We start from the raw sequence: 23,022 nt of genomic DNA on the forward strand, positions 1-23,022 counted from the left end.
GGCGCGCCGAGAGCACGCACCTGACGCCGCGAGGCCGCCCTCCGGGCGACGACGGCAATTGTCAGACAGGCCCCTAGGGGTACTCGGTCATGCCGGGCTCGCGGCCATGGCACGGCGCTGAGCGGCGGCGACGGTGCGCCTAGACGCCGGGCCGGTAGCGCAGCGGATGGTCCGGCGGGATCTCCACCAGGACGATCGGGGTGCCGTCGGGGTCGGCGATCCACATCTCGACCAGGCCCCACGGCTCGCGCACCGCAGGCCGTACGATCTCGACGCCCCGGGCCCGCAACTCCTCGCCGGCGGCCGTCACGTCCTCGACCTGCAACCACAGCCGCACCCCCGGCGGGGGCGAGCCGTCGGACCGGCCGGAGAGCTCCAGGAAACCGCCGCCGAGGAAGTAGACCGTGCCGCGCTCGGGGCCGGTACCGAACTCGCGGTAGACCGACAGGCCGAGCTGTTCGCCGTAGAACGCGCGGGAGCGCTCGGGGTCGGTGGGCCGGAGCAGGGTCCGGCTGCTGAGTACATGCACCATGCGGGCGGAGCCTAGTGGCAGCGTTACCCTCGTCGGTGCCGCAGCCACGCCGGAGATCGGAGACCACTGTCATGGACCACGCCGCCGCCGGACTCACCTTCCGCGACGCGACCGACACCGACGTCGACGCCCTCGTCGCGCTGATCGAGTCGGCGTACCGGGGGGACAGCAGCCGCGCCGGGTGGACCACCGAGGCGGACATCCTGGACGGGCAGCGGACCGACCCCGACGGGGTGCTCGCAGTGATCAAGTCGCCGGACAGCCGGCTGCTCACCGTCGAGCAGGACGGCCGGCTCGTCGCCTGCTGCCAGCTGGAACACCGCGGTGACCACGTCTACTTCGGCATGTTCGCGGTGAGCCCCACCCTGCAGGGGGCGGGCCTCGGCAAGGTCGTCATGGCGGAGGCGGAACGGCAGTCCCGCGAGACCTGGGGCGTCACGGAGATGCACATGACGGTGATCTCCGTGCGCGAGGACCTGATCGCCTGGTACGAGCGCCGCGGCTACCGCCGTACGGGAAAGATGTCCCCGTTCCCGTACGGCGACGAGCGCTTCGGCATCCCGCAGCGCGACGACCTCCAGTTCGAGCTGCTGGTGAAGAAGCTCGCGTGACCCCTTCACCCTGACCGCCTCACCGTGAACGTCCGCGCCGTGACGTCCATGAGGGGATGCCCGCCCGTGACCCCCGCCCCTGCCGCGGGGCGTCACGCCGTGCGGCGCCCCGTCACGCGGTGAAGCGCCCCGTGCGCTTGATCTCCGGGTAGTCGGTCGTCGCCCCGTCCAGCCCCAGAGCGCGCACGAGTCGCAGATGGTCCTGCGTGTTGACCACCCAGCCGATGACCCGCAGTCCCGACGCGCGCGCGTGCTCGACGACCTCCAGGGTCAGCCGGCGGATGTCGAGGCACACGGTCGCGGCGCCCACGGCGACGGCGCGGTCCACCACCTCGGTGCCGTAGCGCCCGGCGATGAGCGCGGTGCGCACACCCGGCACCAGGCGCGCGATCTCGGCGACCGCCTCGTCGTGGAACGAGGAGACCTCCACCCGCGTGGTCAGGTCCCGCGCGCGCATCACCTCGGCCAGCGCCCGCGCCGCCGCCACATCCTTGATCTCGGCCTGCAGCGGCGTGCGCACCGCCTCCAGAACCTCCTCGAACACCGGCACCCGCTCGCCGCGGCCCGCGTCCAGGGCGCGCAGCTCCGCGAGGGTCTTCTCCGCGATCGGTCCGGACCCGTCGGTCGTACGGTCCACCTCCGCGTCATGCATGACGACCAGGGCGCCGTCCTTGCTCAGGTGCAGATCGAGTTCGATCAGGTCGAGGCCGGCCCGCTGCGCGGCGGCGAAGGAACGGAGGGTGTTCTCGGGCTCGACGCCCATGACCCCGCGGTGACCGATGGTAAGGAAGTTCAAGGTTCAACTCGCTTCCGTCGACGGCGGCTCGGCGACGCGCGGACCGACGGAGGCGTCCCGGACGTCGTCGTCCACGCGGCAAGGTCGCAGCCTAGTGGCCGGGACTGACGTTGAACCCGCAGCTGCGCGCGGCATTCGGGCCCCGGTGCAGGCGCCCGTTGGCCGGTATGCGCCCCGGTGGTCACCCGCTGGTGGGCGCGTCCTCCGTGTCCTTGACCGGCTCGGCGACCGTGGAGGCCCACTCGCGCACCGTGGAGGCACCTCTCGCCCGCTACAGCGGAAGTGAGCGTCGTCACGGTATACGACAGGAAAAACATCGGCGACCAAGGGGGTGCGCAGAATAATTTCCCGCTCAAGGTCTTGCTGACTGAAACGGGGTATGCATACGGTGTGCAGACGCGAGGTTCTCCCGTGGAGGATGGGACATGACGGAAATTCTTGTGCAGTCGGGTACGGAGGAACAGGTTCCTTCGCTGACCAGGGTGGTTGAGCACCCGGCTTGGCCCGTGCTCAAGAATGCCGTGGAGCAGATCCGGCCATGGCAGTCGCAGGACGGATCGATCGACTTCGAGGCGGAGGGCGCCCCGCGGCGGCCCGACGCCGTGGCCGCCGTCGAGCGTGTCGCCGGTGCCGTCGAGCAGCTCGCCCCGCTGCTCCCGCACGATGCCGCCTACCACCAGGCCCTGGTGCGGGACCTGCGCCGCTGGGCAGAGGGCGGCTTCGAGGTCCCGGACTTCCTGGACTCCCTGCTGGCCTTCCAGCCCGCCGCGGACCGCGCGGACGGCCTGCAGCACCTGGTCGTCTTCCCGATGTACACGCAGAACGGCAACCCGGACCGCAACCTGGAGGCGGTCGTGCTGCGGATGGTCTGGCCGGACTGGCTGGCCGAGCTGGAGCGCACCCGCTACGACAACCCGCTGTTCTGCGGCATCACCTTCGAGGACTTCACCTCGGGCTACGACACCAACTCCGCCGTGCTCTTCCCGGAGACGATCGCCGTCCGCGAGGCGCCGGAACGTTTCTCCTGGGGTGGCATCTTCTGCGACCGCGAGGCCGCCCGCTTCCGCCGCGTCACCGACGCCGCCGTCGGCCTCCTCGGCCTGGAGCTGCCCGAGGACATCGCCGCGATGGTCCACGACCAGAAGCGCTGCGAAGAGGCGTTCGTGCTCTGGGACATGGTCCACGACCGCACCCACAGCCACGGCGACCTGCCGTTCGATCCGTTCATGATCAAGCAGCGCCAGCCGTTCTGGATGTACGGCCTGGAGGAGCTGCGCTGTGACCTCACCGCCTTCAAGGAGGCCGTGAAGCTCCAGGCGGACGGCGTCCCGCAGGCCCGTGACGTGCAGTACGCGGTGCTCTTCGACCGTATGTTCCGCTTCCCGGTCACCGGTGACCGCAACCGCAACTACGACGGCCTCGGCGGCCAGCTGCTCTTCGCCTACCTGCACAAGCACGATGTCGTCCGCTGGACCGACAACAAGCTCTCCATCGACTGGGAGCGCGCCCCGCAGGTCACCAACCAGCTGTGCGCCGACATCGAGAAGCTCTACCGGGACGGCATCGACCGCCCGAAGCTGGTGCACTGGTTCGCCGGCTACGAGCTGGTCTCCACCTACCTCCCCCCGCACCCCGGCTCGAAGTGGGCGAAGGGCCCCGACGCCCTGGACCTGACCCTGCCGCCGCGCAAACTCGTGGACGACGTGCTTCCGGACGAGTTTCCGCTGAGCATGTTCTATGAGGCGCTGTCCAAGAAGCTGAAGAATGTGATCGCCTCCACCAAGGGCATCACGGCGGACGGCGCCGAGCGGGTCGCCGCGTGAGCGACCGCCTCGGAAACACTGCTCAAGAGGGGAAGAACATGGTGGGGAACGGGTCTCTCAGTGGTGCGGTGATCGCGGTGGCCGGCGCGGGCGGACCCGCCGGGCACGCGACGCTGGTCCGGCTCGCCGAGGCGGGTGCGGTCGTCGTCGGCGCCGACAACAGTCCGGAGCGGCTGGCGGAGTCCGTCGACGCGGCCCGGTACGCCCGCGGCGGCGCCACGGTCACCGGTGAGATCGTCGACCTGCTCGACCTGCAGTCCACCCGCGACTGGGCCGCGCGCATCGAGAAGGACCACGGCCGCGTCGACGGTCTGGTCCACCTCGTCGGCGGCTGGCGCGGCAGCGCGAACTTCGCCGAGACCGACCTGGCCGACTGGGACCTGCTGGAGAAGCTGCTCGTCCGCACCGTCCAGCACACCTCCCTCGCCTTCTTCGACGCCCTGCAGCGCAGCGAGCGCGGCCGGTACGTCCTCACCAGCGCCGCCGGCACCGCGAAGCCGACGGCGGGGAACGCTGCGTACGCCGCGGCCAAGGCCGCCGCCGAGGCCTGGACGCTCGCGATGGCCGACGGCTTCCGCAAGGCGGGGGTGGCCGAGGGGGCCGAGGGCCCGAACTCCGCGGCTGTCATCCTGGTGGTGAAGGCGCTGGTGCACGACGCGATGCGCGCCGAACGCCCCAACGCGAAGTTCGCGGGCTTCACGGACGTCAAGGACCTGGCCGAGGCCATCGAGGGCGTCTGGAGCAGGTCCGCCGCCGAAGTGAACGGAAACCGTCTGTGGCTGACCGAGAAGCCGTGAACCCTCCCAAGACCGACGCGCGTCGCCATCACGACCCGCAGGTCCGCGGTTTCGCCAGTGACAACTACGCCGGAGCCCACCCCGAGGTGCTGGCCGCCCTGGCCCTGGCCAACGGCGGCCACCAGGTGGCGTACGGCGAGGACGACTACACCGAGAACCTCCAGCGGATCATCCGGGGCCACTTCGGGGCCACCGCGGAGGCCTTCCCGGTCTTCAACGGCACCGGCGCGAACGTGGTCGCGCTCCAGGCGGTCACCGACCGCTGGGGTGCGGTGATCTGCGCCGAGAGCGCGCACATCAACGTGGACGAGGGCGGTGCGCCCGAGCGGATGGGCGGGCTGAAGCTGCTCACCGTGCCCACGCCCGACGGCAAGCTCACGCCCGAGCTGATCGATCGCCAGGCCTGGGGGTGGGAGGACGAGCACCGGGCGATGCCGCAGGTCGTGTCGATCACCCAGAGCACCGAGCTGGGCACCCTCTACACGCCGGAGGAGATCCGCGCGATCTGCGAGCACGCCCACGCGCACGGCATGAGGGTGCACCTGGACGGCTCCCGGATAGCCAACGCCGCCGCCTCGCTGAACGTGCCCATGCGGACGTTCACCAACGCGGTCGGCGTCGACATCCTCTCGCTGGGCGGGACGAAGAACGGTGCCGTGTTCGGCGAGGCGGTCGTCGTCATCAACCAGGACGCCGTGCGGCAGATGAAGCACCTGCGGAAGATGTCGATGCAGCTGGCCTCCAAGATGCGTTTCGTCTCCGTGCAGCTGGAGGCCCTGCTCGCCAAGGACCTGTGGCTGCGCAACGCCCGCCACGCCAACGAGATGGCGCAGCGGCTCGCCGAGGGCGTCCGCGCGGTGCACGGCGTGGAGCTCCTTTACCCGGTGCAGGCCAACGGTGTCTTCGCCAAGCTCCCGAACGACGTGAGCGAGCGGCTGCAGAAGCGGTTCCGCTTCTACTTCTGGGACGAGGCCGCCGGGGTGGTGCGCTGGATGTGCTCCTTCGACACCACGGAGGACGACGTCGACACGTTCGTGGCGGCTCTCAAGGAGGAGATGGCTCGCTGACGACGTATGCATAGGTATGCGGTCACTCGAAAAGTCATTGACTGTCGAGTGATCGCTTTCCTATGCTCTTCGGGCATGGAGCCGATCCAGAACACCGCCGACCTGTCCGCGTATTTGGCGGCCGACGAGGTCATCGACCATCATCACCCGGTGGTCCGGGCGACCGCGGCCCGCCTGGTCGCGGAAGCCACTGATCCGTATGAGTATGCGCGGGCCGCCTATGAATTCGTCCGGGACGCCATCCCGCACTCCGCGGACTCGGGAGACCTCCGGGTCACCTGGCGCGCCTCCGACGTGCTGGCTCTGGGCACCGGCATCTGCCACGCCAAGTCCCATGCCCTGGCCGCCCTGCTCCGCGCCGAGGACATCCCGACCGCCCTGTGCTACCAGCGCCTGACCGACGAGAAAGGCGGCCACGCGGTCCACGGCCTGGTCGCCGTCCGCTTCAACGGTGCCTGGCACCGGCAGGACGCCCGTGGCAACAGGCCGGGCGTCGACGCCCGGTTCTCCCTGGACGGTGAACGGCTGGCCTGGGTCCCGGATCCCGCGTCCGGCGAGACGGACTATCCGGTGCTGTACGCCGAACCGCACCCGGCCGTCCTCGCCGCCCTGCGGGCCGCCCCCGACCGGCCGTACCTGGGCAGGACGCTGCCCGCCGCCCTCTGAGCCGACAGGCGCACGGGTGTCGTTCCCCGGCGTCGCGCCGCGGTCCTCAGTGCGCCTCGGCCGCGCGCAGCTGCTCGACCGTCGGTGCCGTTCCGCCCAGGTGCGCCGGGAGCCACCAGGGGTCCTCCGCGTCCCTGGGGCGGCCCGGATAGGCCCGCTGGGCGGCCTCCAGCAGCTCCTGGACGCGTTCGCGCAGCCGGCGCGTGATGGCGCCGGCGTACTGCTCGCGGGGTGCCTCCAGCGCCTCGCCGACACGGATGGTGACGGGCAGGTGGTCGCGCTTGAAGTTGCGCGGCTGCCCCTTCGTCCACAGCCGCTGCGTGCCCCACACCGCCATGGGGATCAGCGGCACCCCCGCCTCCTGGGCCAGGCGGGCCGCGCCCGACTTGAAGCTCTTCAGCGTGAACGACTGGGAGATCGTCGCCTCCGGGAAGACCCCGATGATCTCGCCGGAGCGCAGCGAGTCCAGCGCGTGGGCGTACGCCGCCTCGCCCTGGTTGCGGTCCACCGGAATGTGCTTCATCCCGCGCATCAGCGGCCCGGAGATCCGGTGGCGGAAGACGGACTCCTTCGCCATGAAGCGCACCAGGCGCTTCTGCGGCAGCGCGGCCAGGCCGTTGAAGACGAAGTCCAGGTAGCTGATGTGGTTGCTCACCAGCACGGCGCCGCCCGTGCGCGGGATGTTCTCCGACCCCTGGCAGTCGATCTTCAGGTCCCAGACCTTGAACAGCGTCCTGGCGAAACCGATGACGGGACGGTAGACCAGCTCTGGCATGGGCGGGGTGGACCCTTTCTGCTCTGCTCGGGAAAGGGGGATCCCGGCGGAAAAGTTACGCAGCCGTAGGTTTTACGGCGTCTCGCAGATCGTGCCCGAAGAACGGACGGGTAGCCAGCCCTGGTGCCCCGCGGCGGAGAGATCCTCGTCACGTCGGCCTACATCCCACCTTGGATCTTTAATCTCCCTTTACGGCTGCGCGGCAGGACCCGGGAATCTTTGCGGCCCCGGGCACGCTTGTGCTGAGAATGACGGACCGGTGGCGCGCCTCCACGGACGCCCGCCGTGACGAGCCGTTTCGATGCGGCGGAAGGGAGGGCGCGGGTGCGCGGGCGTGACGACGGCAGGCGGCTCGCAGTGGCCGGACTCGGCGGCGAACTGGGGGAGCGCGCCACACTCCTGCAGTTCTCCAGCGCCTTCTGCGCGCCCTGCCGGGCCACCCGGCGCGTCCTCGGCGAGGTCGCCGGAATGGTCCCGGGCGTCACCCACGTCGAGATCGACGCCGAGGCCCATCTGGACCTCGTACGCGAGCTGCGGATCCTCAGGACGCCCACCGTCCTCGTCCTGGACGCCGGGGGACGGGTGGTGCGGCGCGCCGTCGGACAGCCCCGCAAGGCGGACGTCATCGCGGCCCTCGGGGACGCCGTCCGGACGGGCTCCGGGGAACAGTGAGCCATCTTCCAGATCGGGGGACCTCCTTGACTGCGCGCCACACCTGTCGTCAACCTGACCGTGTGCCGATCGAACTCCTTCTCTACGGGCGGGCCCACATAGACCTGGCCCGCACCGCGAGCGCGCGTTGTCCCGGCTGTTGAGCAGCCACGGACCCGCTCGTCTTCCCTCGCAGAAGGACAACTCCATGACGGCAACGCCCAGCCTCGGCACCCCCCAGCTCGCCTCCCCCGACCTGCTGCGCTCCACCTTCCGCCGGCACGCCGCCGGTGTCGCGGTGATCACGGCGCGCGGCGCCTCCGGCCCGGTCGGCTTCACCGCCACCTCCCTGACCTCCGTCTCCGCGGAGCCCCCGATGGTCTCGTTCGGCATCGGCACGGGCGCCTCCAGCTGGCCCGCGATAGCCGAGGCGGACCACGTCGGCGTCCACGTGCTCGGTGAGCACCAGGGCGACCTGGCCGCCACCTTCGCGCGCAGCGGTGCCGACCGCTTCGGCGCGCCCACGGCCTGGCGGGAGGGTCCCGAGGGCGTACCGGTGCTGGACGACGTGCTCGCGTGGCTGGTCTGCCGGGTCGTGGGGCGGGTCCCCGCCGGTGATCACCGGATCGTGCTCGCCGAGGCGGTCGTCGGCGACCCCTCGGGCGCCGGCCGTCCGCTCCTGTACCACCAGGGCCGCTTCAACGGCCTGCGTGACTGATCACGTCCCCGGCCCGGGCGCGCCCGTCGAGTTCCGGTTACGCTGCGTTGCGAAGGTCACAGTTCAAAGCGCTTGCTTAGCGGGCAGGAACTGGGTGTACTGGCGAGTAACGTTTCGGTCGGAGCGCGCCGACGCCCCGACCGGGATCGGCCGCTTGAGGCGCCTATGCTGCCTTCAAGAGGCAGCCCGGAAATGACGATGCAGTAGGAGAGCCGGCGTGAGCTTGAGGATCGTTGTCACTGTGAAGTACGTGCCCGACGCCACTGGCGACCGGCACTTCGCCGATGACCTGACCGTCGACCGCGATGACGTGGACGGTCTGCTCTCCGAGCTGGACGAGTACGCGGTCGAGCAGGCGCTGCAGATCGCCGAGGACGCGGACGACGCCGAGGTCACCGTTCTGACGGTCGGCCCCGAGGACGCCAAGGACGCGCTGCGCAAGGCCCTCTCGATGGGTGCCGACAAGGCCATCCACGTCGAGGACGACGACCTGCACGGCACCGATGCCATCGGCACCTCCCTGGTGCTGGCCAAGGCCATCGAGAAGGCCGGTTACGACCTGGTCATCTCCGGCATGGCCTCCACCGACGGCACCATGGGCGTCGTCCCCGCACTGGTCGCCGAGCGGCTGGGCGTCCCGCAGGTCACCCTGCTGTCCGAGGTCTCCGTCGAGGACGGCACGGTCAAGGGCCGCCGCGACGGCGACGCCGCCTCCGAGCAGCTCGAGGCCCGGCTCCCGGCGATCGTCTCCGTGACCGACCAGTCCGGCGAGGCCCGTTACCCGTCCTTCAAGGGCATCATGGCGGCCAAGAAGAAGCCGGTGGAGTCCTGGGACCTGTCCGACCTGGACATCGAGGCCGAGGAAGTCGGCCTGGACGGCGCGTTCACCAAGGTCGAGACCGCGACCGAGCGTCCGGCCCGTACGGCCGGCACCATCGTCAAGGACGAGGGCGAGGGCGGCAAGCAGCTCGCTGAGTTCCTCGCGGGCCAGAAGTTCATCTAAGGGCCCGCCCCCGCTGACCGCCCCTCAACTTCGTTACGCAGGAGAGCAATCCCATGGCTGAAGTCCTCGTCTACGTCGACCACGTGGACGGCGCCGTCCGCAAGCCCACGCTGGAGCTGCTGACCCTGGCCCGCCGCATCGGCGAGCCGGTCGCCGTCGCGCTCGGCAACGGCGCCGCCGACACCGCCGCCACGCTCGCCGAGCACGGCGCGGTGAAGGTCCTCACCCACGACGCGTCCGAGTACGCCGAGTACCTGGTCGTGCCCAAGGTGGACGCCCTGCAGGCCGCCCACGAGGCCGTCTCCCCGGCCGCCGTGCTGGTCCCGTCCTCCGCCGAGGGCAAGGAGATCGCCGCGCGTCTGGCGCTGCGCATCGGCTCCGGCATCATCACCGACGCCGTCGACATCGAGGCCGGCGAGGAGGGCCCGGTGGCCACCCAGTCGGTGTTCGCCGCGTCCTTCACCACCAAGTCCCGCGTCATCAAGGGCACCCCGGTCATCACGGTCAAGCCGAACAGCGCGGCCGTCGAGGCGGCCCCGGCCGCCGGCGCGGTCGAGGCCCTTTCGGTGTCCTTCTCCGACCAGGCCACCGGCACGAAGGTCACCGGCCGTACGCCGCGCGAGTCGACGGGCCGCCCGGAGCTGACCGAGGCCGCGATCGTGGTCTCCGGTGGCCGCGGTGTGAACGGCGCGGAGAACTTCTCGATCATCGAGGCGCTCGCGGACCAGCTCGGCGCGGCCGTCGGTGCCTCGCGTGCGGCCGTCGACGCCGGCTGGTACCCGCACACCAACCAGGTCGGCCAGACCGGTAAGTCCGTCTCGCCGCAGCTGTACATCGCCAACGGCATCTCCGGTGCCATCCAGCACCGGGCCGGCATGCAGACCTCGAAGACGATCGTGGCCGTCAACAAGGACGCCGAGGCCCCGATCTTCGAGCTGGTCGACTTCGGTGTGGTCGGCGACCTCTTCGACGTCGTCCCGCAGCTGACCGACGAGATCAAGACCCGCAAGGGCTGAGCTCCCCCCAGTTGCACGAGGCCCCCGTGACCGGCAGGACGGTCACGGGGGCCTCGCCTCATCCCAGCGTCAGGGAAGCCTGCACCGGCAGGTGGTCGCTGGGGAACCGGCCGTGCAGCGAGAAGGTGTTGACCGAGGCCCGGTGGACCGTGACGCCGGGGGTGGCGAGGATCCAGTCGATGCGGTCACCGTCCGGCGTGAGCGGCTCGTAGCCGTGGAAGGTGCCGTACAGCGTGCCGCGCTCCGCCGCGGTGTCCCAGGTGTCGGCCAGGCCGGCGCCCAGCATCGTGTCGTAGACCGGGTTCTTGTGGGCGGCCACGTTGAAGTCGCCGGTGACGACGAGCGGCAGCGAGCGGTCGAGACCGGCGATGCGCTGGGCGATCAGGGCGGCGGCACGCGCGCGGGCGTTCTGGCTGTGGTTGTCGAGGTGGGTGTTCAGGACGTAGAACTCCCGGTCGCCGTCGAGCAGGTCCCGGAAGCGGACCCAGGTCACCATGCGGACGGAGCCGCCGCCCCAGGTGTTCGACCCGACCACGTCCGGTGTGTCGGACAGCCAGAAGTGGTCGTACTCCCGCGGGGCGAGCCGGCGGGTGTCGTAGAAGACGGCCGTGAACTCGCCGCGCCTGCCGCCCGCGCGTCCGGTGCCGATCCAGTCGTAGGGAGCCCCGAGGCCGGCCTCGATGTCGCGCAGCTGCCGGTAGAGGCCCTCCTGCGTGCCGATGACATGGAGCCGCTCGCGGCGCAGCAGGGCGCGCGTCACGGGTCTGCGGGTGACCCAGCTGTGGCGCACGGCGGTGCCGGCGTGGCGGAGGTTGAACGACATGACGCGCAAGGGGCCGCCGCGCGGCCCGCGCGCGGCGGCCGGGCCGACGGACAGTGCTGTACTGGACAGGGGTACGGCGGTCGTGGCCGCCGACGCGGTCCTCAGGCCCCTGTCGCGCGTGACTCGGCTGTGGCTCGGCACGGGTGCTCCTTCTGCGGCGGCTTCCGGGTGATGCGTCGCGGACGCGCTGTGCGGTGGGAGTGTGCTGCCGCCAGGCTGCCAGGCGGATATGAACATGCCGACAGCACGGTGTGGAGCGCGCGCCATGCGGTGTTGACCAGCTGGAAGGTTGGCGGATAACTTCACCATACGGATTGTTGATTCCGTAAAGTGGAAAGCTTGGAGGGTGTGGGATGGGTCAGCAGGAGAAGGTGGCGACGAGCCTCGCGGGCGCCGTCAGCGAGGAGATCAGCGCCTCCCTCGCACCGGTCGACGCGGAGCTGGAGCGCCGCTACCCGGGGGATCCCGGTACCCGGCAGCCGGTCCACACCGTCTACGTCCCCGGTGACGCCTTCGCCGCCGACACCCTGCGCACCTGGGGCGACCAGGCCCTCGCGCTCCTCGACGAACACGCCCCCGACGCCGCCTCCTTCGCGGCCGTCCTCGGCCTCGCCGACGACCTCGCCGAGCCGGTGTACTCCCGCGTCCGCGCCAAGCTGGAGCGCGAGCCCATCGAGGACCTGCGGGTCGACTTCGAGGACGGCTACGGCCCCCGCCCCGACGCCGAGGAGGACGCGACGGCCGCCCGGGCCGCCCGCCTGATCGCCGAGGCGTACCGGCAGGGCACGGCGGCGCCGTACATGGGCATCCGCATGAAGTGCATGGAGGCCGCGGTACGCGACCGGGGCATCCGCACCCTCGACGTCTTCCTCACCGGCCTGATGGAGGCCGGCGGCCTGCCCGACGGTCTCGTCCTCACGCTGCCGAAGGTGACCTACCCGGCACAGGTCAGCGCCTTCGTCCGGCTCCTCGAGGCCTTCGAGAAGGTACACGGCCTGGACGCGGGCCGGCTGAGCTTCGAGATCCAGATCGAGACCAGCCAGTCCATCCTCGCCACCGACGGCACCGCCGCGGTCGCCCGCATGATCCAGGCCGCCGAGGGACGCGCCACCGGACTGCACTACGGCACCTTCGACTACAGCGCCTGCCTCGGCGTCTCCGCCGCCCACCAGGCCAGCGACCACCCCGCCGCCGACCACGCCAAGGCGGTCATGCAGGTCGCGGCGGCCGGCACCGGCGTCCGCGTCTCCGACGGCTCCACCAACGTCCTGCCCGTCGGCCCCACCGCCAAGGTCCACGACGCCTGGCGGCTCCACTACGGCCTCACCCGCCGCGCCCTGGGCCGTGCCTACTACCAGGGCTGGGACATGCACCCCGGCCACATCCCCACCCGCTACGCGGCCGTCTTCGCCTTCTACCGCGAGGGCTTCGAACAGGCCGCGGGCCGCCTCGCCCTGTACGCCAACCGGACCGGCGGCGACGTCATGGACGAGCCCGCCACCGCCAAGGCCCTCAGCGGCTACCTGCTGCGCGGCCTGGACTGCGGCGCCCTGGACATCGCCGAGGTCGCCCGCCTCAGCGGCCTGACCCGCGCCGACCTGGAGGGCTTCGCGACACCCCGCCGCGGCGACCTGACGGCATCCGCGCAGTAGCGAAGCCGTCGTCGGGGCGGCGGCTTCGGGAAGGCGCGGTAGCGCTCACCTGGCCGGTTGCGGCCTGGCGTGCCGCATCGCGGGTCGCTACGGGCTTGCACGGGCGGGGGTGGGGTGCTTTCGGGGAGACGTGGCCGCGTGCGATGGCTGGTCTGCGCCAGGATGCGCCCTCGGACGCGGGTCGTCTCGGGCTCTGACCGGCGGGGAGAGCGGTGTCCTCGGGGAGACGTGGCCGCCGGCGTGCGGCTGAGCTGGCCGGACGCGCCCTCGGGACGCGGGTCGTCTCGGGCTCGCGCCGCCGCGCCGCGGGGGGCTTCGAGACAGTGCGGTCACGGGCGCGTGGCTGGTCTCCGCCGGGCGTGCCCCGCGACGCGGTTGTCGTGGGCTCGCACCGGCGGGGGGTGGGGATGCGCCTGGACGGGGGTCGTCCCAGGCTCGTGTCGCCACTCGGGAGTGGGGCCCGGCCCCCTAAGTGTCTCCTCGGCCTCCTCGGCCGGCCGGGGCGGTGGGCCGTCGTCAGTCCGTCGGCCGCAGCTCGCCCGAGCCGCGGGTGATCAGCCGGGTGGGCAGCTCGATCCGTTCCGGTGCGAGGAACGTGCCGTCCAGCCGGCGGAAGAGGCGCTCGGCCGCGGTGCGGCCCAGGGTGGCCGCATCCTGGGCGACCACCGTGACGCCCGGCTGGAGCAGATCGGCCAGCTCGATGTCGTCGAAGCCGACGAGCGCGACCGGGCGGGACAGCTCGGCGAGGACCCGGACGACGGTGACCGTCACCCGGTTGTTCCCGGTGAAGATCGCGGTGACCGCGTCGGGGCCGGACAGCATCTCCTCGGCCGCCCGGCGCACCCGCTCCGGGTTCGTCGCCCCGAGGGACATCCACCGCTCCTCGACGGTTATGCCGGCGTCCTCCATGGCCGCCCGGTAGCCGCGCAGCCGCTCGGCCGCGGTGTGGATGCGGGGCATGTCGCCGATGAACCCGATCCGGCGGTGCCCGTGCGCGATGAGGTGGGCGACGCCGCCGCGGGCACCGCCGTAGTTGTCGGACAGGACCACGTCGGCGTCGATCCGCCCGGCCGGGCGGTCCACGAACACGGTGGCCACACCCGCCCTGATCTCCGGCTCCAGATAACGGTGGTCGTCCCCCGCCGGGATCACCACCAGGCCGTCCACCCGGCGCGCGCACAGGGCCAGCGCCAGCTCCTGCTCGCGCTCGGGGTCCTCGGCGCTGGAGCCGTTGATCAGCAGGGCGCCATGGGCCCGGGCCACCTCCTCGACGGCTCGGCTGAGCGGTCCGTAGAACGGGTCCGCGAGGTCCTCCAGGACCAGACCGATGCTCGCCGTACGGCCCTTGCGCAGCACCCGGGCGCTGTCGTTGCGGCGGAAACCGAGGGCGTCGATCGCCTCCTGCACCCGGCGCTCGGTGTCCGGGGTGACCCCCGGTTCGCCGTTGACCACCCGGGAGACCGTCTTCAGCCCGACCCCGGCCCGCGCCGCCACGTCCTTCATCGTCGGGCGGTTGCCGTACCGGGTCCCGGCAAGGCGGTCTGCGCGGCGGGTGGTCTCGGGCACGATGCGCTGTCCTGTCTCTCGTCCGTCTCTCACACCTGGGTAGTGCGCGATCCGTGGGCTTGTATGAGGATGTGGCGTCGAGCATAGAGCCTGGACAACGTTGTCAGATGCGAGAGAGACTGTCCAGCGCTGTCTGTCGGCCCGCGCCCCCACCGCTTGACCGGCCTGCCTCTTTTTCTCACGCTTCAACGGGGAGATCTGACTCTGATGCACACCGACCTCGTGGCGGCCCTGGACATCGGCGGCACCAAGATCGCCGGCGCGCTGGTGGACGACGACGGACGGATCCTGGCCCGGGCCCAGCGCGCCACGCCCGCCCAGCAGGACGGCGAAACGGTCATGCGGGCCGTGACCGAGGTACTCGGCGACCTCGCCGGGTCGCCATTGTGGGGACGCGCCGGCTCGATCGGCATCGGCAGCGCCGGCCCGGTGGACGCCTCGGCGGGCACCGTGAGCCCGGTGAACGTGCCGGGCTGGCGTGACTTCCCGCTGGTCGACCGGGTGCGCAGGGCCACCGGTGGCCTGCCGGTGGAGCTGATCGGCGACGGTGTCGCGATCACCGCCGCCGAACACTGGCAGGGCGCCGCCCGCGGCCACGACAACGCGCTGTGCATGGTGGTCTCGACGGGCGTCGGCGGCGGCCTGGTGCTCGGCGGGCTGCTGCACCCCGGCCCGACCGGCAACGCGGGGCACATCGGCCACATCAGTGTCGATCTCGACGGCGATCCCTGCCCGTGCGGCTCGCGCGGTTGCGTGGAGCGCATCGCCAGCGGCCCCAACATCGCCCGCCGGGCGCTGGAGCGGGGCTGGCGCCCCGGCCCCGACGGCGACACCTCGGCCGCCGCGGTGGCAGCCGCCGCCAGGGCCGGCGACCCGGTCGCCGTGGCCTCCTTCGAGCGGGCGGGACAGGCGCTGGCCGCGGGTATCGCGGCCACCGCGACCCTGGTCGAGATCGACATCGCGGTGATCGGCGGGGGCGTCGGCAAGGCGGGCCAGGTCCTGTTCACGCCCCTGCGCAAGGCCCTCACCGACTACGCGACCCTGTCCTTCGTGCAGCGCCTGACCGTCGTACCGGCGCAGATGGGCACCGACGCGGGCCTGGTCGGCGCCGCCGCGGCAGCGCTGACCCGCAGGCCGGACGCCACCGCGGCGAGCGTGTAGGCGTCAGCAGCTCAGTCGCGCGTCCGCCCAGTCGGCGTGGTCCGAGTCGACGCCGTCCCCGCCGTCGGTGACGACGAGCCGGACCACCTGGGCGCCGGTGATGTCGGCCGTGACCGGCTGGGCGGGCATCGCGTTGCCGAGGACGCCGGTGGCGGCGGCCTTCGTGCCGTCCGCCCAGATCTCGAAGGCGACGGTGCCCTTCGTGCCCTTCTCGTCGTCCACGCCGACGGACGCGGTGACCTTCTCGCAGGACCTGCCCGTGTAGAAGGAGACGTCACTGAGCGCGTGCACGCCGAGCCCCTTGGCGTACACCGTCCCGCCGATGGTGAGCGGACGGCCGTCGCCGGCGTCGCTCTCGCCGTTGCTGGTGTTCCGCTCCACCGGCCCCCAGCCGCTGGTGGCGGACAGCCACGGCAGGTCGCCGAGGTACGACGACCCGGACGGCGGCGGCACCACGACCGACGCGGTCAGCGGGAGCGAGGTGGTGACCGGCGTCCCCGACGCCGAGCGGTAGGTCGTCCGCAGCGTCAGGCCGTAGGAACCGGGGGGAGTGCCGGCGGGCGCGGTCACCCGCCAGCCGGTACGCAGGGTCCGGCCGGTGGGAAGGGTGGCGGCCGAGGTCGCCGAGGTGGCCCGTACGGTCCAGTCGGCGGGGCCGGTCAGTGTGACGGACACCTGGCGGGCGGGGGTGCGCCCGAGGTCGGTGACGGTGCTGGTGAGCGTGGCCGGAGTGGCCGCCTCCAGCAAGGGGCTGCCGTCCAGGCCGAGTTCGACGGCGGGCGGGTTGTCGGCCCAGTGCGGGTCGGCCGCGACGCGCAGCAGGACCGTGCCGTGGGCCGGGACGGTGGCCGCGATGGTGCCGGCGGTGTTGTAGCCGCGGTGCTGCCACAGGTCGCGCAGGGTGTAGGCGTCGGCGTCGGGCAGGCCGACGGCGCTCGCGCTGGTGGCGATCCGCTGGGCGGTGCCGGATTCGTTGAAGAGAGCCACCGCGCGGCTGCCGTCCTTCATCTCCTTGGCCACGACCCAGCGCCCGCCGGCGGAGGAGACGACCACACCCTGCTTGCCGAGGGGGTCCTGGTCGACGGCGATGACCTCCTTGTCGTCCAGGATGTCGAAGGTCGCCTGGGACGCCTTGCGCAGGTCGGTGCCGATGAGCAGCGGCGCGGCCATGACCGACCAGAGCGAGAAGTGCGTGCGGTACTCGGTGTCCGTCATGCCCCCGTTGCCGACCTCCAGCATGTCGGGGTCGTTCCAGTGGCCGGGGCCGGCGTACGGCGCGAGCGGGAGGTTCTGCTTGAGGATCGACAGCATCGAACTCCAGCTGTCGCTGATGTCACCGGTGGTCCGCCACAGGTGGCCGACGCCGGAGGCCCATTCCCAGGGCTTGTTCTCGCCCCATTCGCAGATGCTGTACACGATGGGCCGTCCGGTCGCCTTCAGGGCGTCCCGCATGGTCCGGTAGCGCTGCCCGGCGTCCACGCCCTGGTTGTTGCAGTTGTCGTACTTGAGGTAGTCGACGCCCCAGTCGGCGAACTGCCGCGCGTCGCTGTACTCGTGGCCGAGTGCGCCCGGGAAGCCCGCGCTGTTGCAGGTCTTGGTGCCGGCGCTGGTGTAGATGCCGAGTTTGAGCCCCTTGGAGTGCACGTAGTCGGCGACCGCCTTGATCCCGCCGGGGAAGCGCGCGGGGTCGGGCACCAGTTTGCCGTTCGCGTCGCGCTCCGGCAGGGCCCAGCAGTCGTCCAGGTTGACGTACTGGTAGCCCGCGTCCTTCAGACCCTTCGCCACGAAGAGGTCCGCGATGCCCTTGACCATGTCCTCGTCGAACTCGGCCCGGCAGTGCGTGGAGTTCCAGTTGTTGAAGCCCATCGGCGGGGTGAGGGCGAGGCCGTCGGCCAGGGCGGGTGCCAGGGCGGGTGCGGACGCGGGGACCGCGGCGGGCGGCGCCGCCAGGGCCGGTGTGGCGAGGCCCGCCGCGCCCAGCAGTCCTGCGGTGAGCGCTCCGGCGACTCTCTTGCGGGTTGTGCGGCTGTGAGGCTGACGCATCGTCGACGTTCCTCCGACTCGCGAACGACGGGATGACGGCATGTACGCGTCATCAGTGCGCGTTTACGGTAGAACCTGTCGGAGTCTGTTGGAAGAGGGACGGCAGGGTGGGAAAGAGGCGCCCGGGCGCCGTGGATCGCCGTTCGGATGTGTTCGGTTCAGGAGGGGCGGTCCTGGGCCGGTCGGAACTCGTGCACCACCCCGATGAGTCCGACGACACCCGCCAGGACCGTACCGACCCGTTGGTCATCGGAGTCACGGGATTATCGTCGCGGTTCGAGCAGCCGCGGCCGTCCGGCGCCCCGTCGCCGGACGGGAACAAAACCGCGGTGATCCGCGTGACTCGGGGGCGCCCGGGCAGTTGATCAGCACATGAAGAAGCGCAGCATGCTCGCCATCGCCACCCTCGCCGCCGGATTCGTCGTGGCCGCCGTCACCCCCTCCCACGCCGCGGACGACGCACCCCTCGACGACCCCAACGTCTCGACCGCCCTCGACACCGTCGGCCAACTCGTCACCGACGGAAGCCTGTCCGTCGACCAGAACCCCCTCGGCCAGGAGTAGGCCCCTCGTCGTACGGCGTGTCGCGGCCGGTGTCCCCGTCGCAGGGGGCGCCGGCGCGCCTGTGTGCGTGGACAGGCGCCCTCAACGGGACGGGGTTTCCGTGGCAGGGTGGAGCGGGCAAGCCTCAGGGGGCCAACAGAAGAGGGGGAGTCCGTGACCGTCGTCTGGATCAACGGCGCGTTCGGTGCGGGGAAGACCACCACCGCACGCGAACTGATCGAACTGATCCCGAACAGCGCGCTCTTCGACCCCGAGGTCATCGGCGGGGCGCTCACGCACCTGCTGCCGCCCAAGCGTCTCGCCGAGACCGGCGACTTCCAGGACCTGCCGATCTGGCGGCGGCTGGTGGTCGACACCGCCGCCGCGATGCTCGCCGAGCTGGGCGGCACCCTGGTGGTGCCCATGACCCTGCTCCGCCAGGAGTACCGCGACGAGATCTTCGGCGGCCTCGCAGCCCGCCGGATTCCCGTGCACCATCTGCTCCTCGCCCCGGCTGAAACGATCCTGCGCGAGCGGATAGCCGGGCGGGAGGTCCCGCCCGAGGTCCCCGACGGCGAGATACGGACGCGGCAGTGGGCCTACGACCACATCGAGCCCTACCGCTGCGCCCTCGCCGCCTGGCTCACCGCCGACGCCCACCCGCTCGACACCAGCACCCTCACCCCGTACGAGACCGCCGTCCGCATCGCCGAAGCCGTCGGCAGCGGTGCCGTACCCGCCTGCGACATCGTGCAGACCCCCGAGCCGACCGCCGAGACGCTCGCCGCCGGGGTGCTGCTCTTCGACGAGCACGACCGGGTGCTGCTCGTCGACCCCACCTACAAACCGGGCTGGGAGTTCCCCGGTGGCGTGGTGGAGCGAGGCGAGGCACCGGCCCGCGCCGGGATGCGCGAGGTCGCCGAGGAGACCGGGATACGGCTGCGGGAGGTGCCCCGGCTGCTCGTCGTGGACTGGGAACGGCCCGTCCCGCCCGGCTTCGGCGGGCTGCGGCTGCTGTTCGACGGCGGCCGGCTGGAGTCCGGCGAGGCGTCCCGGGTGCTGCTGCCCGGCCCGGAGCTGCGCGCCTGGCGGTTCGCCACGGAGCAGGAAGCCGCCGCGATGCTGCCCCCGGTCCGCTACGAGCGGCTGCGCTGGGCGCTGCGAGCGCGCGAGCGGGGCAGGGCGCTGTACCTGGAGGCGGGCGTACCGGTGGGCTGACCGGCGTCCGGGGCCGTCTTTGGGATGCGCGCCGGGATGGGGCCGCCTTCTGGCTGCGTGCCGGGACCGGGCGGCTGCGTCACCGGCCTGGGGCGCGGGCGGGGCGCTGCGCTGAACCGGGGGGCGGGGTGTGCCAGTGGGCTGACGTGCAGATGGTGCGCCGGCATCGGCCCCTGGGGCGCGTGCCGGACGGCCTCCGCGTGCAGCGGTCGCTCCCGCTCCTAGGACCGCGGTGGCGAGCCATGCCGTTCACCTCGTACGGAGGCGAGGGGCGTTCAGCAGGCGGCGACTCGGTGACGTCCATGCGCCGACAGCGGAGGGCCCGCGCCCGGGGGCGAGGGCCCTCCGCTGTCGGCAGGAGAGGTCAGCCCGCCGCGTAGTTGCGCAGGAACAGCGCCTCGGCGACCGAGAGCCGCTCCAGCTCCTCGGGGGCCACGCTCTCGTTGACGGCGTGGATCCGGGCTTCCGGCTCGCTCAGGCCGATGAGCAGGATCTCCGCCCGCGGGTAGAGGCCGGCCAGGGTGTTGCACAGCGGGATGGAGCCGCCCTCACCGGCGTACTGCATCGTCTCGCCCGGGTAGGCGACCGCCATCGCGTCGGCCATTGCCTGATAGGCGGGGCTGGAGGCGTCGGCGCGGAAGGCCTGGCCCTGCCCGATCTGCTCGGTGGTGACCCGGGCGCCCCACGGGGTGTGCGCCTCCAGGTGCGCCTGGAGCAGCTTGGTCGCCTCCGCCGCGTCCACGCCCGGCGGCACCCGCAGGCTGATCAGCGCGCGGGCGTTCGCGTGCACGGACGGGGTGGCGCCGACGACCGGCGGGCAGTCGATGCCGAGGACGGTGACGGCCGGGCGGGCCCAGAGGCGGTCGGCGACCGAGCCGCCGCCGATCAGCCCGACCCCGTCCAGCACCTTGGCGTCCGCGCGGAACTGCTCCTCGGTGTACTCCAGTCCCTCCCACGCTCCCGTGGCGTCCAGCCCGTCGACCGTGGTCGAACCGTCCTCGGCGCGCAGCGAGTCCATGACGCGGATCAGCGCGGCGAGCGCGTCCGGGGCGGCACCGCCGAACTGGCCCGAGTGCAGGTTGCCGCCGAGCGTGTCGATCCGTACCCGGACCAGGGTCATGCCGCGCAGCGTGGTGGTGACCGTCGGCAGGCCCACGCGGAAGTTGCCCGCGTCGCCGATCACGATGGTGTCCGCCTCCAGCAGCTCCGGGTGCTGCTCGGCGTACCGCTCCAGGCCGCCCGTGCCCTGCTCCTCCGAGCCCTCGACGATCACCTTGACGTTCACGGGGACGCCGCCGTTCGCCTTGAGGGCGCGCAGCGCGAGCAGGTGCATGATGACGCCGCCCTTGCAGTCGGCGGCCCCGCGGCCGTACCAGCGGCCGTCGCGCTCGGTCAGCTCGAACGGCGGAGTGGTCCAGCCGGCCTCGTCGAGCGGGGGCTGCACGTCGTAGTGCGCATAGAGAAGAACCGTTTTTGCACCCTCCGGGCCCGGCAGGTAGCCGTACACCGACTGCGTGCCGTCCGGGGTGTCGAGCAGGGACACGTCCGTGAATCCCTCGGCACGCAGCGCGTCGGCGATCCAGTTCGCGGCGGCCTCGCTCTCGCTCCTCGGGAACTGCGTGAAGTCCGCCACCGACTTGAAGGCGACCAGTTCCGCCAGTTCCGCCTGGGCGCGGGGCAGCAGCGAGGCGACGGTCTCGGCGACCGGATTCGACGACATGGGCACGCTCCTCGTAGGTGCGACGTTGTACGGGGTGAGTACAGGGATCCTCCCACAGTGGCCTGCGCGGACGGCCGCCGTAGGATGCGACAGGACACTTGGCAGCGGCTTGATCGGAGCGGTAGACCATCGTGAGCGGCGAGAACTCTTCGGCGGACGACGTGCAGCGGGTGTGGGACGTCGTCGTGGTGGGCGCGGGCCCCGCGGGCGCCTCGGCCGCCTACGCGGCAGCGGTCGCGGGACGGCGCGTGCTGTTGCTGGAGAAAGCCGAGTTGCCCCGCTACAAGACATGCGGCGGCGGCATCATCGGCCCCTCGCGCGACGCGCTGCCGCCCGGTTTCGAGCTGCCCCTGCGGGACCGGGTGCACGCGGTCACCTTCTCCAGCAACGGACGGTTCACCCGCACCCGCCGGTCCAAGCAGACGCTGTTCGGGCTGATCAACCGGCCCGAGTTCGACCAGCAGCTGGTCGAACACGCCCAGAAGGCGGGCGCCGAGCTGCGTACGGGCGTCACGGTGCAGCGCGTCGAGCAGCACGGCTCGTCGGTGCCCGACCGGCGGACGGTCGCCGTCGTCCTGCAGGGCGGGGAGACCGTGCTGGCCCGCGCGGTGGTCGGCGCCGACGGCAGCGCCAGCCGGATAGGCGCCCACGTCGGCGTGAAGCTCGACCAGGTCGATCTCGGCCTGGAGGCGGAGATCCCGGTGCCGGAGACGGTCGCCGAGGACTGGAAGGGGCGGGTCCTCATCGACTGGGGACCGATTCCGGGCAGCTACGGCTGGGTGTTCCCGAAGGGGGACACGCTGACGGTGGGCGTGATCTCCGCGCGCGGTGAAGGCGCCGCCACCAAGCGTTACCTGGAGGACTTCATCGCCCGGCTGGGACTCGCCGGCTTCGAGCCGTCGGTCTCCTCCGGGCATCTGACCCGCTGCCGCGCGGACGACTCGCCGCTGTCCCGTGGCCGGGTGCTGGTCTGCGGGGACGCGGCCGGACTGCTGGAGCCGTGGACGCGCGAGGGCATCTCCTTCGCGCTGCGTTCGGGCCGGCTGGCGGGGGAGTGGGCGGTCCGGATCGCCGAGGCGCACGACGCCGTGGACGCCCGGCGCCAGGCGCTGAACTACGCGTTCGCGGTCAAGGCGGGGCTGGGCGTGGAGATGAGCGTCGGCAAGCGCCTGCTGGCCATGTTCGAGAAGCGTCCCGGCCTCTTCCACGCGGCACTCACCGGCTTCCGGCCGGCGTGGCGGGCGTTCAGGGACATCACCCAGGGCTCCACCACGCTGGGCGAGCTGGTCCGCTCCCACCCGCTCGCCCAGCGAGCGCTGGGCGCGCTGGACCGCGGGCCGGCCGCGGCGGCGGAGGAGCCCGTCAGTTCGTGACGGTGATCCGGAAGACGGGGTGGTCCCCGGCGCAGGCGATGACCTCCGCGTCGGAGGACCTGGCGGTCACTCCGTCGAAGTACTGGTTGACCTCCCAGCCCCACTTCTCCAGATAGGTCCGCAGGACGGGGAGCTTCTCGGCGTCGGGAAGCTCCACCGCGGTGAAGGTGCGCACCGTGCGCCCGACCCGCAGTTCGCCGCCGCCGGCGGCGCGCATGTTCCGCACCCACTGCGAGTGTCCGCGCGCGGACACCAGGTATCGCACGCCGTCGTAGGTGTGGGGGTTGACCGGAATGCGCTGCATCCGCCCGCTCTTGCGGCCGGGTACGGACATCTCGGCGGTGCCCGCGAGGCTGAGCCCGTGCCGGGCGAGCCACCCGATCACGCTGTTCAGGCGCACGTTGAGCCGGCTGCCCTTGAGGTAGTACGGCGAAGACGACGACATGGTGGCCCCCGGGGTCGGGAGAG

At 71.9% G+C, this 23,022-nt stretch carries 22 protein-coding genes; 14 read left to right on the forward strand and 8 right to left on the reverse strand.

The features are described from left to right. Positions 1-139: 139 nt before the first annotated feature. A complete protein-coding gene (locus tag AB0B40_RS18080; protein WP_362264454.1) occupies positions 140-532 on the reverse strand; it encodes a VOC family protein in 393 nt (130 codons plus the stop codon). 71 nt (positions 533-603) lie between these two features. On the opposite strand from AB0B40_RS18080, the gene AB0B40_RS18085 reads away from it, so the two are divergent. Then, positions 604-1,143, forward strand: coding sequence for a GNAT family N-acetyltransferase (locus tag AB0B40_RS18085; RefSeq protein WP_362264456.1), 540 nt, complete (start codon positions 604-606; stop codon positions 1,141-1,143). Between the two features lie 112 nt (positions 1,144-1,255). Here AB0B40_RS18085 and AB0B40_RS18090 read toward each other — a convergent pair whose 3' ends face one another. Next, on the reverse strand, positions 1,256-1,939 hold the full coding sequence (locus AB0B40_RS18090) for a glycerophosphodiester phosphodiesterase family protein (RefSeq protein WP_345055779.1): 684 nt from the start codon (positions 1,937-1,939) through the stop codon (positions 1,256-1,258). A 425-nt stretch (positions 1,940-2,364) separates the two neighbouring features. Between AB0B40_RS18090 and AB0B40_RS18095 the strand changes: the two genes are divergently transcribed. The 4 genes from AB0B40_RS18095 to AB0B40_RS18110 all read left to right on the forward strand — a co-directional run bounded on the left by AB0B40_RS18095 (position 2,365) and on the right by AB0B40_RS18110 (position 6,292). Beyond that, complete coding sequence (locus tag AB0B40_RS18095) at positions 2,365-3,762, forward strand: DUF6421 family protein (RefSeq protein WP_362264457.1); 1,398 nt, start codon at positions 2,365-2,367, stop codon at positions 3,760-3,762. Positions 3,763-3,800: 38 nt separating this feature from the next. Continuing rightward, on the forward strand, positions 3,801-4,559 hold the full coding sequence (locus AB0B40_RS18100) for an SDR family oxidoreductase (protein ID WP_345055783.1): 759 nt from the start codon (positions 3,801-3,803) through the stop codon (positions 4,557-4,559). Next, positions 4,556-5,626 carry a low specificity L-threonine aldolase gene (locus AB0B40_RS18105; RefSeq protein WP_345055785.1) on the forward strand — a complete coding sequence of 357 codons (1,071 nt, stop codon included), beginning with the start codon at positions 4,556-4,558 and terminating at the stop codon, positions 5,624-5,626. Before AB0B40_RS18100 ends, AB0B40_RS18105 begins: the two co-directional genes overlap by 4 nt. A gap of 75 nt (positions 5,627-5,701) precedes the next feature. After that, a complete protein-coding gene (locus AB0B40_RS18110; RefSeq protein ID WP_362264458.1) occupies positions 5,702-6,292 on the forward strand; it encodes a transglutaminase family protein in 591 nt (196 codons plus the stop codon). Between the two features lie 46 nt (positions 6,293-6,338). On the opposite strand, the gene AB0B40_RS18115 is transcribed toward AB0B40_RS18110, so the two are convergent. Continuing rightward, on the reverse strand, positions 6,339-7,067 hold the full coding sequence (locus AB0B40_RS18115) for a lysophospholipid acyltransferase family protein (RefSeq protein WP_345055789.1): 729 nt from the start codon (positions 7,065-7,067) through the stop codon (positions 6,339-6,341). 285 nt (positions 7,068-7,352) lie between these two features. Here AB0B40_RS18115 and AB0B40_RS18120 point away from each other — a divergent pair, with 285 nt between their 5' ends. The 4 genes from AB0B40_RS18120 (at position 7,353) to AB0B40_RS18135 (ending at position 10,455) form a co-directional block, all read left to right on the forward strand. Next, complete coding sequence (locus AB0B40_RS18120) at positions 7,353-7,739, forward strand: thioredoxin family protein (RefSeq protein WP_362264460.1); 387 nt, start codon at positions 7,353-7,355, stop codon at positions 7,737-7,739. Positions 7,740-7,926: 187 nt separating this feature from the next. After that, the gene (locus AB0B40_RS18125) at positions 7,927-8,436 is read left to right on the forward strand and encodes a flavin reductase family protein (protein WP_345055793.1); all 510 of its coding nucleotides are present in this window, start codon (positions 7,927-7,929) and stop codon (positions 8,434-8,436) included. 217 nt (positions 8,437-8,653) lie between these two features. Further along, positions 8,654-9,439 (forward strand): electron transfer flavoprotein subunit beta/FixA family protein, encoded by a 786-nt coding sequence (locus AB0B40_RS18130; protein ID WP_345055795.1) that lies wholly within the window; start codon positions 8,654-8,656, stop codon positions 9,437-9,439. Between the two features lie 53 nt (positions 9,440-9,492). Continuing rightward, the gene (locus tag AB0B40_RS18135) at positions 9,493-10,455 is read left to right on the forward strand and encodes an electron transfer flavoprotein subunit alpha/FixB family protein (protein ID WP_345055797.1); all 963 of its coding nucleotides are present in this window, start codon (positions 9,493-9,495) and stop codon (positions 10,453-10,455) included. 58 nt (positions 10,456-10,513) lie between these two features. Here AB0B40_RS18135 and AB0B40_RS18140 read toward each other — a convergent pair whose 3' ends face one another. Next, positions 10,514-11,419, reverse strand: coding sequence for an endonuclease/exonuclease/phosphatase family protein (locus AB0B40_RS18140; protein ID WP_345055799.1), 906 nt, complete (start codon positions 11,417-11,419; stop codon positions 10,514-10,516). Positions 11,420-11,631: 212 nt separating this feature from the next. On the opposite strand from AB0B40_RS18140, the gene AB0B40_RS18145 reads away from it, so the two are divergent. Further along, positions 11,632-12,930 (forward strand): aldolase, encoded by a 1,299-nt coding sequence (locus AB0B40_RS18145; protein WP_345055801.1) that lies wholly within the window; start codon positions 11,632-11,634, stop codon positions 12,928-12,930. A gap of 516 nt (positions 12,931-13,446) precedes the next feature. Here the strand turns inward: AB0B40_RS18145 and AB0B40_RS18150 are convergent. After that, the gene (locus AB0B40_RS18150) at positions 13,447-14,496 is read right to left on the reverse strand and encodes a LacI family DNA-binding transcriptional regulator (protein WP_362264463.1); all 1,050 of its coding nucleotides are present in this window, start codon (positions 14,494-14,496) and stop codon (positions 13,447-13,449) included. A gap of 207 nt (positions 14,497-14,703) precedes the next feature. On the opposite strand from AB0B40_RS18150, the gene AB0B40_RS18155 reads away from it, so the two are divergent. Then, positions 14,704-15,657 carry an ROK family protein gene (locus tag AB0B40_RS18155; protein ID WP_345055805.1) on the forward strand — a complete coding sequence of 318 codons (954 nt, stop codon included), beginning with the start codon at positions 14,704-14,706 and terminating at the stop codon, positions 15,655-15,657. A gap of 3 nt (positions 15,658-15,660) precedes the next feature. Here the strand turns inward: AB0B40_RS18155 and AB0B40_RS18160 are convergent, their stop codons facing one another. Next, a complete protein-coding gene (locus tag AB0B40_RS18160) occupies positions 15,661-17,700 on the reverse strand; it encodes an NPCBM/NEW2 domain-containing protein (RefSeq protein ID WP_362264465.1) in 2,040 nt (679 codons plus the stop codon). A gap of 372 nt (positions 17,701-18,072) precedes the next feature. Here AB0B40_RS18160 and AB0B40_RS18165 point away from each other — a divergent pair, with 372 nt between their 5' ends. Together AB0B40_RS18165 and AB0B40_RS18170 are read left to right on the forward strand one after the other, a co-directional pair. After that, a complete protein-coding gene (locus AB0B40_RS18165; RefSeq protein ID WP_345055809.1) occupies positions 18,073-18,264 on the forward strand; it encodes a hypothetical protein in 192 nt (63 codons plus the stop codon). A gap of 153 nt (positions 18,265-18,417) precedes the next feature. After that, entirely contained in the window at positions 18,418-19,461 is a 1,044-nt protein-coding gene (locus AB0B40_RS18170; protein WP_345055811.1) for an NUDIX domain-containing protein, read from the forward strand. A 364-nt stretch (positions 19,462-19,825) separates the two neighbouring features. Here AB0B40_RS18170 and AB0B40_RS18175 read toward each other — a convergent pair whose 3' ends face one another. Next, complete coding sequence (locus AB0B40_RS18175) at positions 19,826-21,181, reverse strand: dipeptidase (protein ID WP_345055813.1); 1,356 nt, start codon at positions 21,179-21,181, stop codon at positions 19,826-19,828. 131 nt (positions 21,182-21,312) lie between these two features. On the opposite strand from AB0B40_RS18175, the gene AB0B40_RS18180 reads away from it, so the two are divergent. Next, the gene (locus tag AB0B40_RS18180; RefSeq protein WP_345055815.1) at positions 21,313-22,554 is read left to right on the forward strand and encodes a geranylgeranyl reductase family protein; all 1,242 of its coding nucleotides are present in this window, start codon (positions 21,313-21,315) and stop codon (positions 22,552-22,554) included. Here AB0B40_RS18180 and AB0B40_RS18185 read toward each other — a convergent pair. After that, complete coding sequence (locus tag AB0B40_RS18185) at positions 22,544-22,999, reverse strand: nitroreductase/quinone reductase family protein (RefSeq protein WP_345055817.1); 456 nt, start codon at positions 22,997-22,999, stop codon at positions 22,544-22,546. The genes AB0B40_RS18180 and AB0B40_RS18185 overlap by 11 nt on opposite strands. Positions 23,000-23,022 lie beyond the last annotated feature (23 nt).

Source organism: Streptomyces sp. NPDC042638 (assembly GCF_040647235.1).
Taxonomy (GTDB): domain Bacteria; phylum Actinomycetota; class Actinomycetes; order Streptomycetales; family Streptomycetaceae; genus Streptomyces; species Streptomyces rameus.

Excerpts from the sequence above, each read along its gene's own strand:
- AB0B40_RS18095 (WP_362264457.1), top strand. The coding sequence starts at position 2,365 with ATGACGGAAATTCTTGTGCAGTCGGGTACGGAGGAACAGGTTCCTTCG.
- AB0B40_RS18115 (WP_345055789.1), bottom strand. The coding sequence starts at position 7,067 with ATGCCAGAGCTGGTCTACCGTCCCGTCATCGGTTTCGCCAGGACGCTG.
- AB0B40_RS18100 (WP_345055783.1), top strand. The coding sequence starts at position 3,801 with ATGGTGGGGAACGGGTCTCTCAGTGGTGCGGTGATCGCGGTGGCCGGC.
- AB0B40_RS18080 (WP_362264454.1), bottom strand. The coding sequence starts at position 532 with ATGGTGCATGTACTCAGCAGCCGGACCCTGCTCCGGCCCACCGACCCC.
- AB0B40_RS18165 (WP_345055809.1), top strand. The coding sequence starts at position 18,073 with ATGAAGAAGCGCAGCATGCTCGCCATCGCCACCCTCGCCGCCGGATTC.
- AB0B40_RS18085 (WP_362264456.1), top strand. The coding sequence starts at position 604 with ATGGACCACGCCGCCGCCGGACTCACCTTCCGCGACGCGACCGACACC.
- AB0B40_RS18110 (WP_362264458.1), top strand. The coding sequence starts at position 5,702 with ATGGAGCCGATCCAGAACACCGCCGACCTGTCCGCGTATTTGGCGGCC.
- AB0B40_RS18160 (WP_362264465.1), bottom strand. The coding sequence starts at position 17,700 with ATGCGTCAGCCTCACAGCCGCACAACCCGCAAGAGAGTCGCCGGAGCG.
- AB0B40_RS18125 (WP_345055793.1), top strand. The coding sequence starts at position 7,927 with ATGACGGCAACGCCCAGCCTCGGCACCCCCCAGCTCGCCTCCCCCGAC.
- AB0B40_RS18135 (WP_345055797.1), top strand. The coding sequence starts at position 9,493 with ATGGCTGAAGTCCTCGTCTACGTCGACCACGTGGACGGCGCCGTCCGC.
- AB0B40_RS18175 (WP_345055813.1), bottom strand. The coding sequence starts at position 21,181 with ATGTCGTCGAATCCGGTCGCCGAGACCGTCGCCTCGCTGCTGCCCCGC.
- AB0B40_RS18145 (WP_345055801.1), top strand. The coding sequence starts at position 11,632 with ATGGGTCAGCAGGAGAAGGTGGCGACGAGCCTCGCGGGCGCCGTCAGC.
- AB0B40_RS18185 (WP_345055817.1), bottom strand. The coding sequence starts at position 22,999 with ATGTCGTCGTCTTCGCCGTACTACCTCAAGGGCAGCCGGCTCAACGTG.
- AB0B40_RS18155 (WP_345055805.1), top strand. The coding sequence starts at position 14,704 with ATGCACACCGACCTCGTGGCGGCCCTGGACATCGGCGGCACCAAGATC.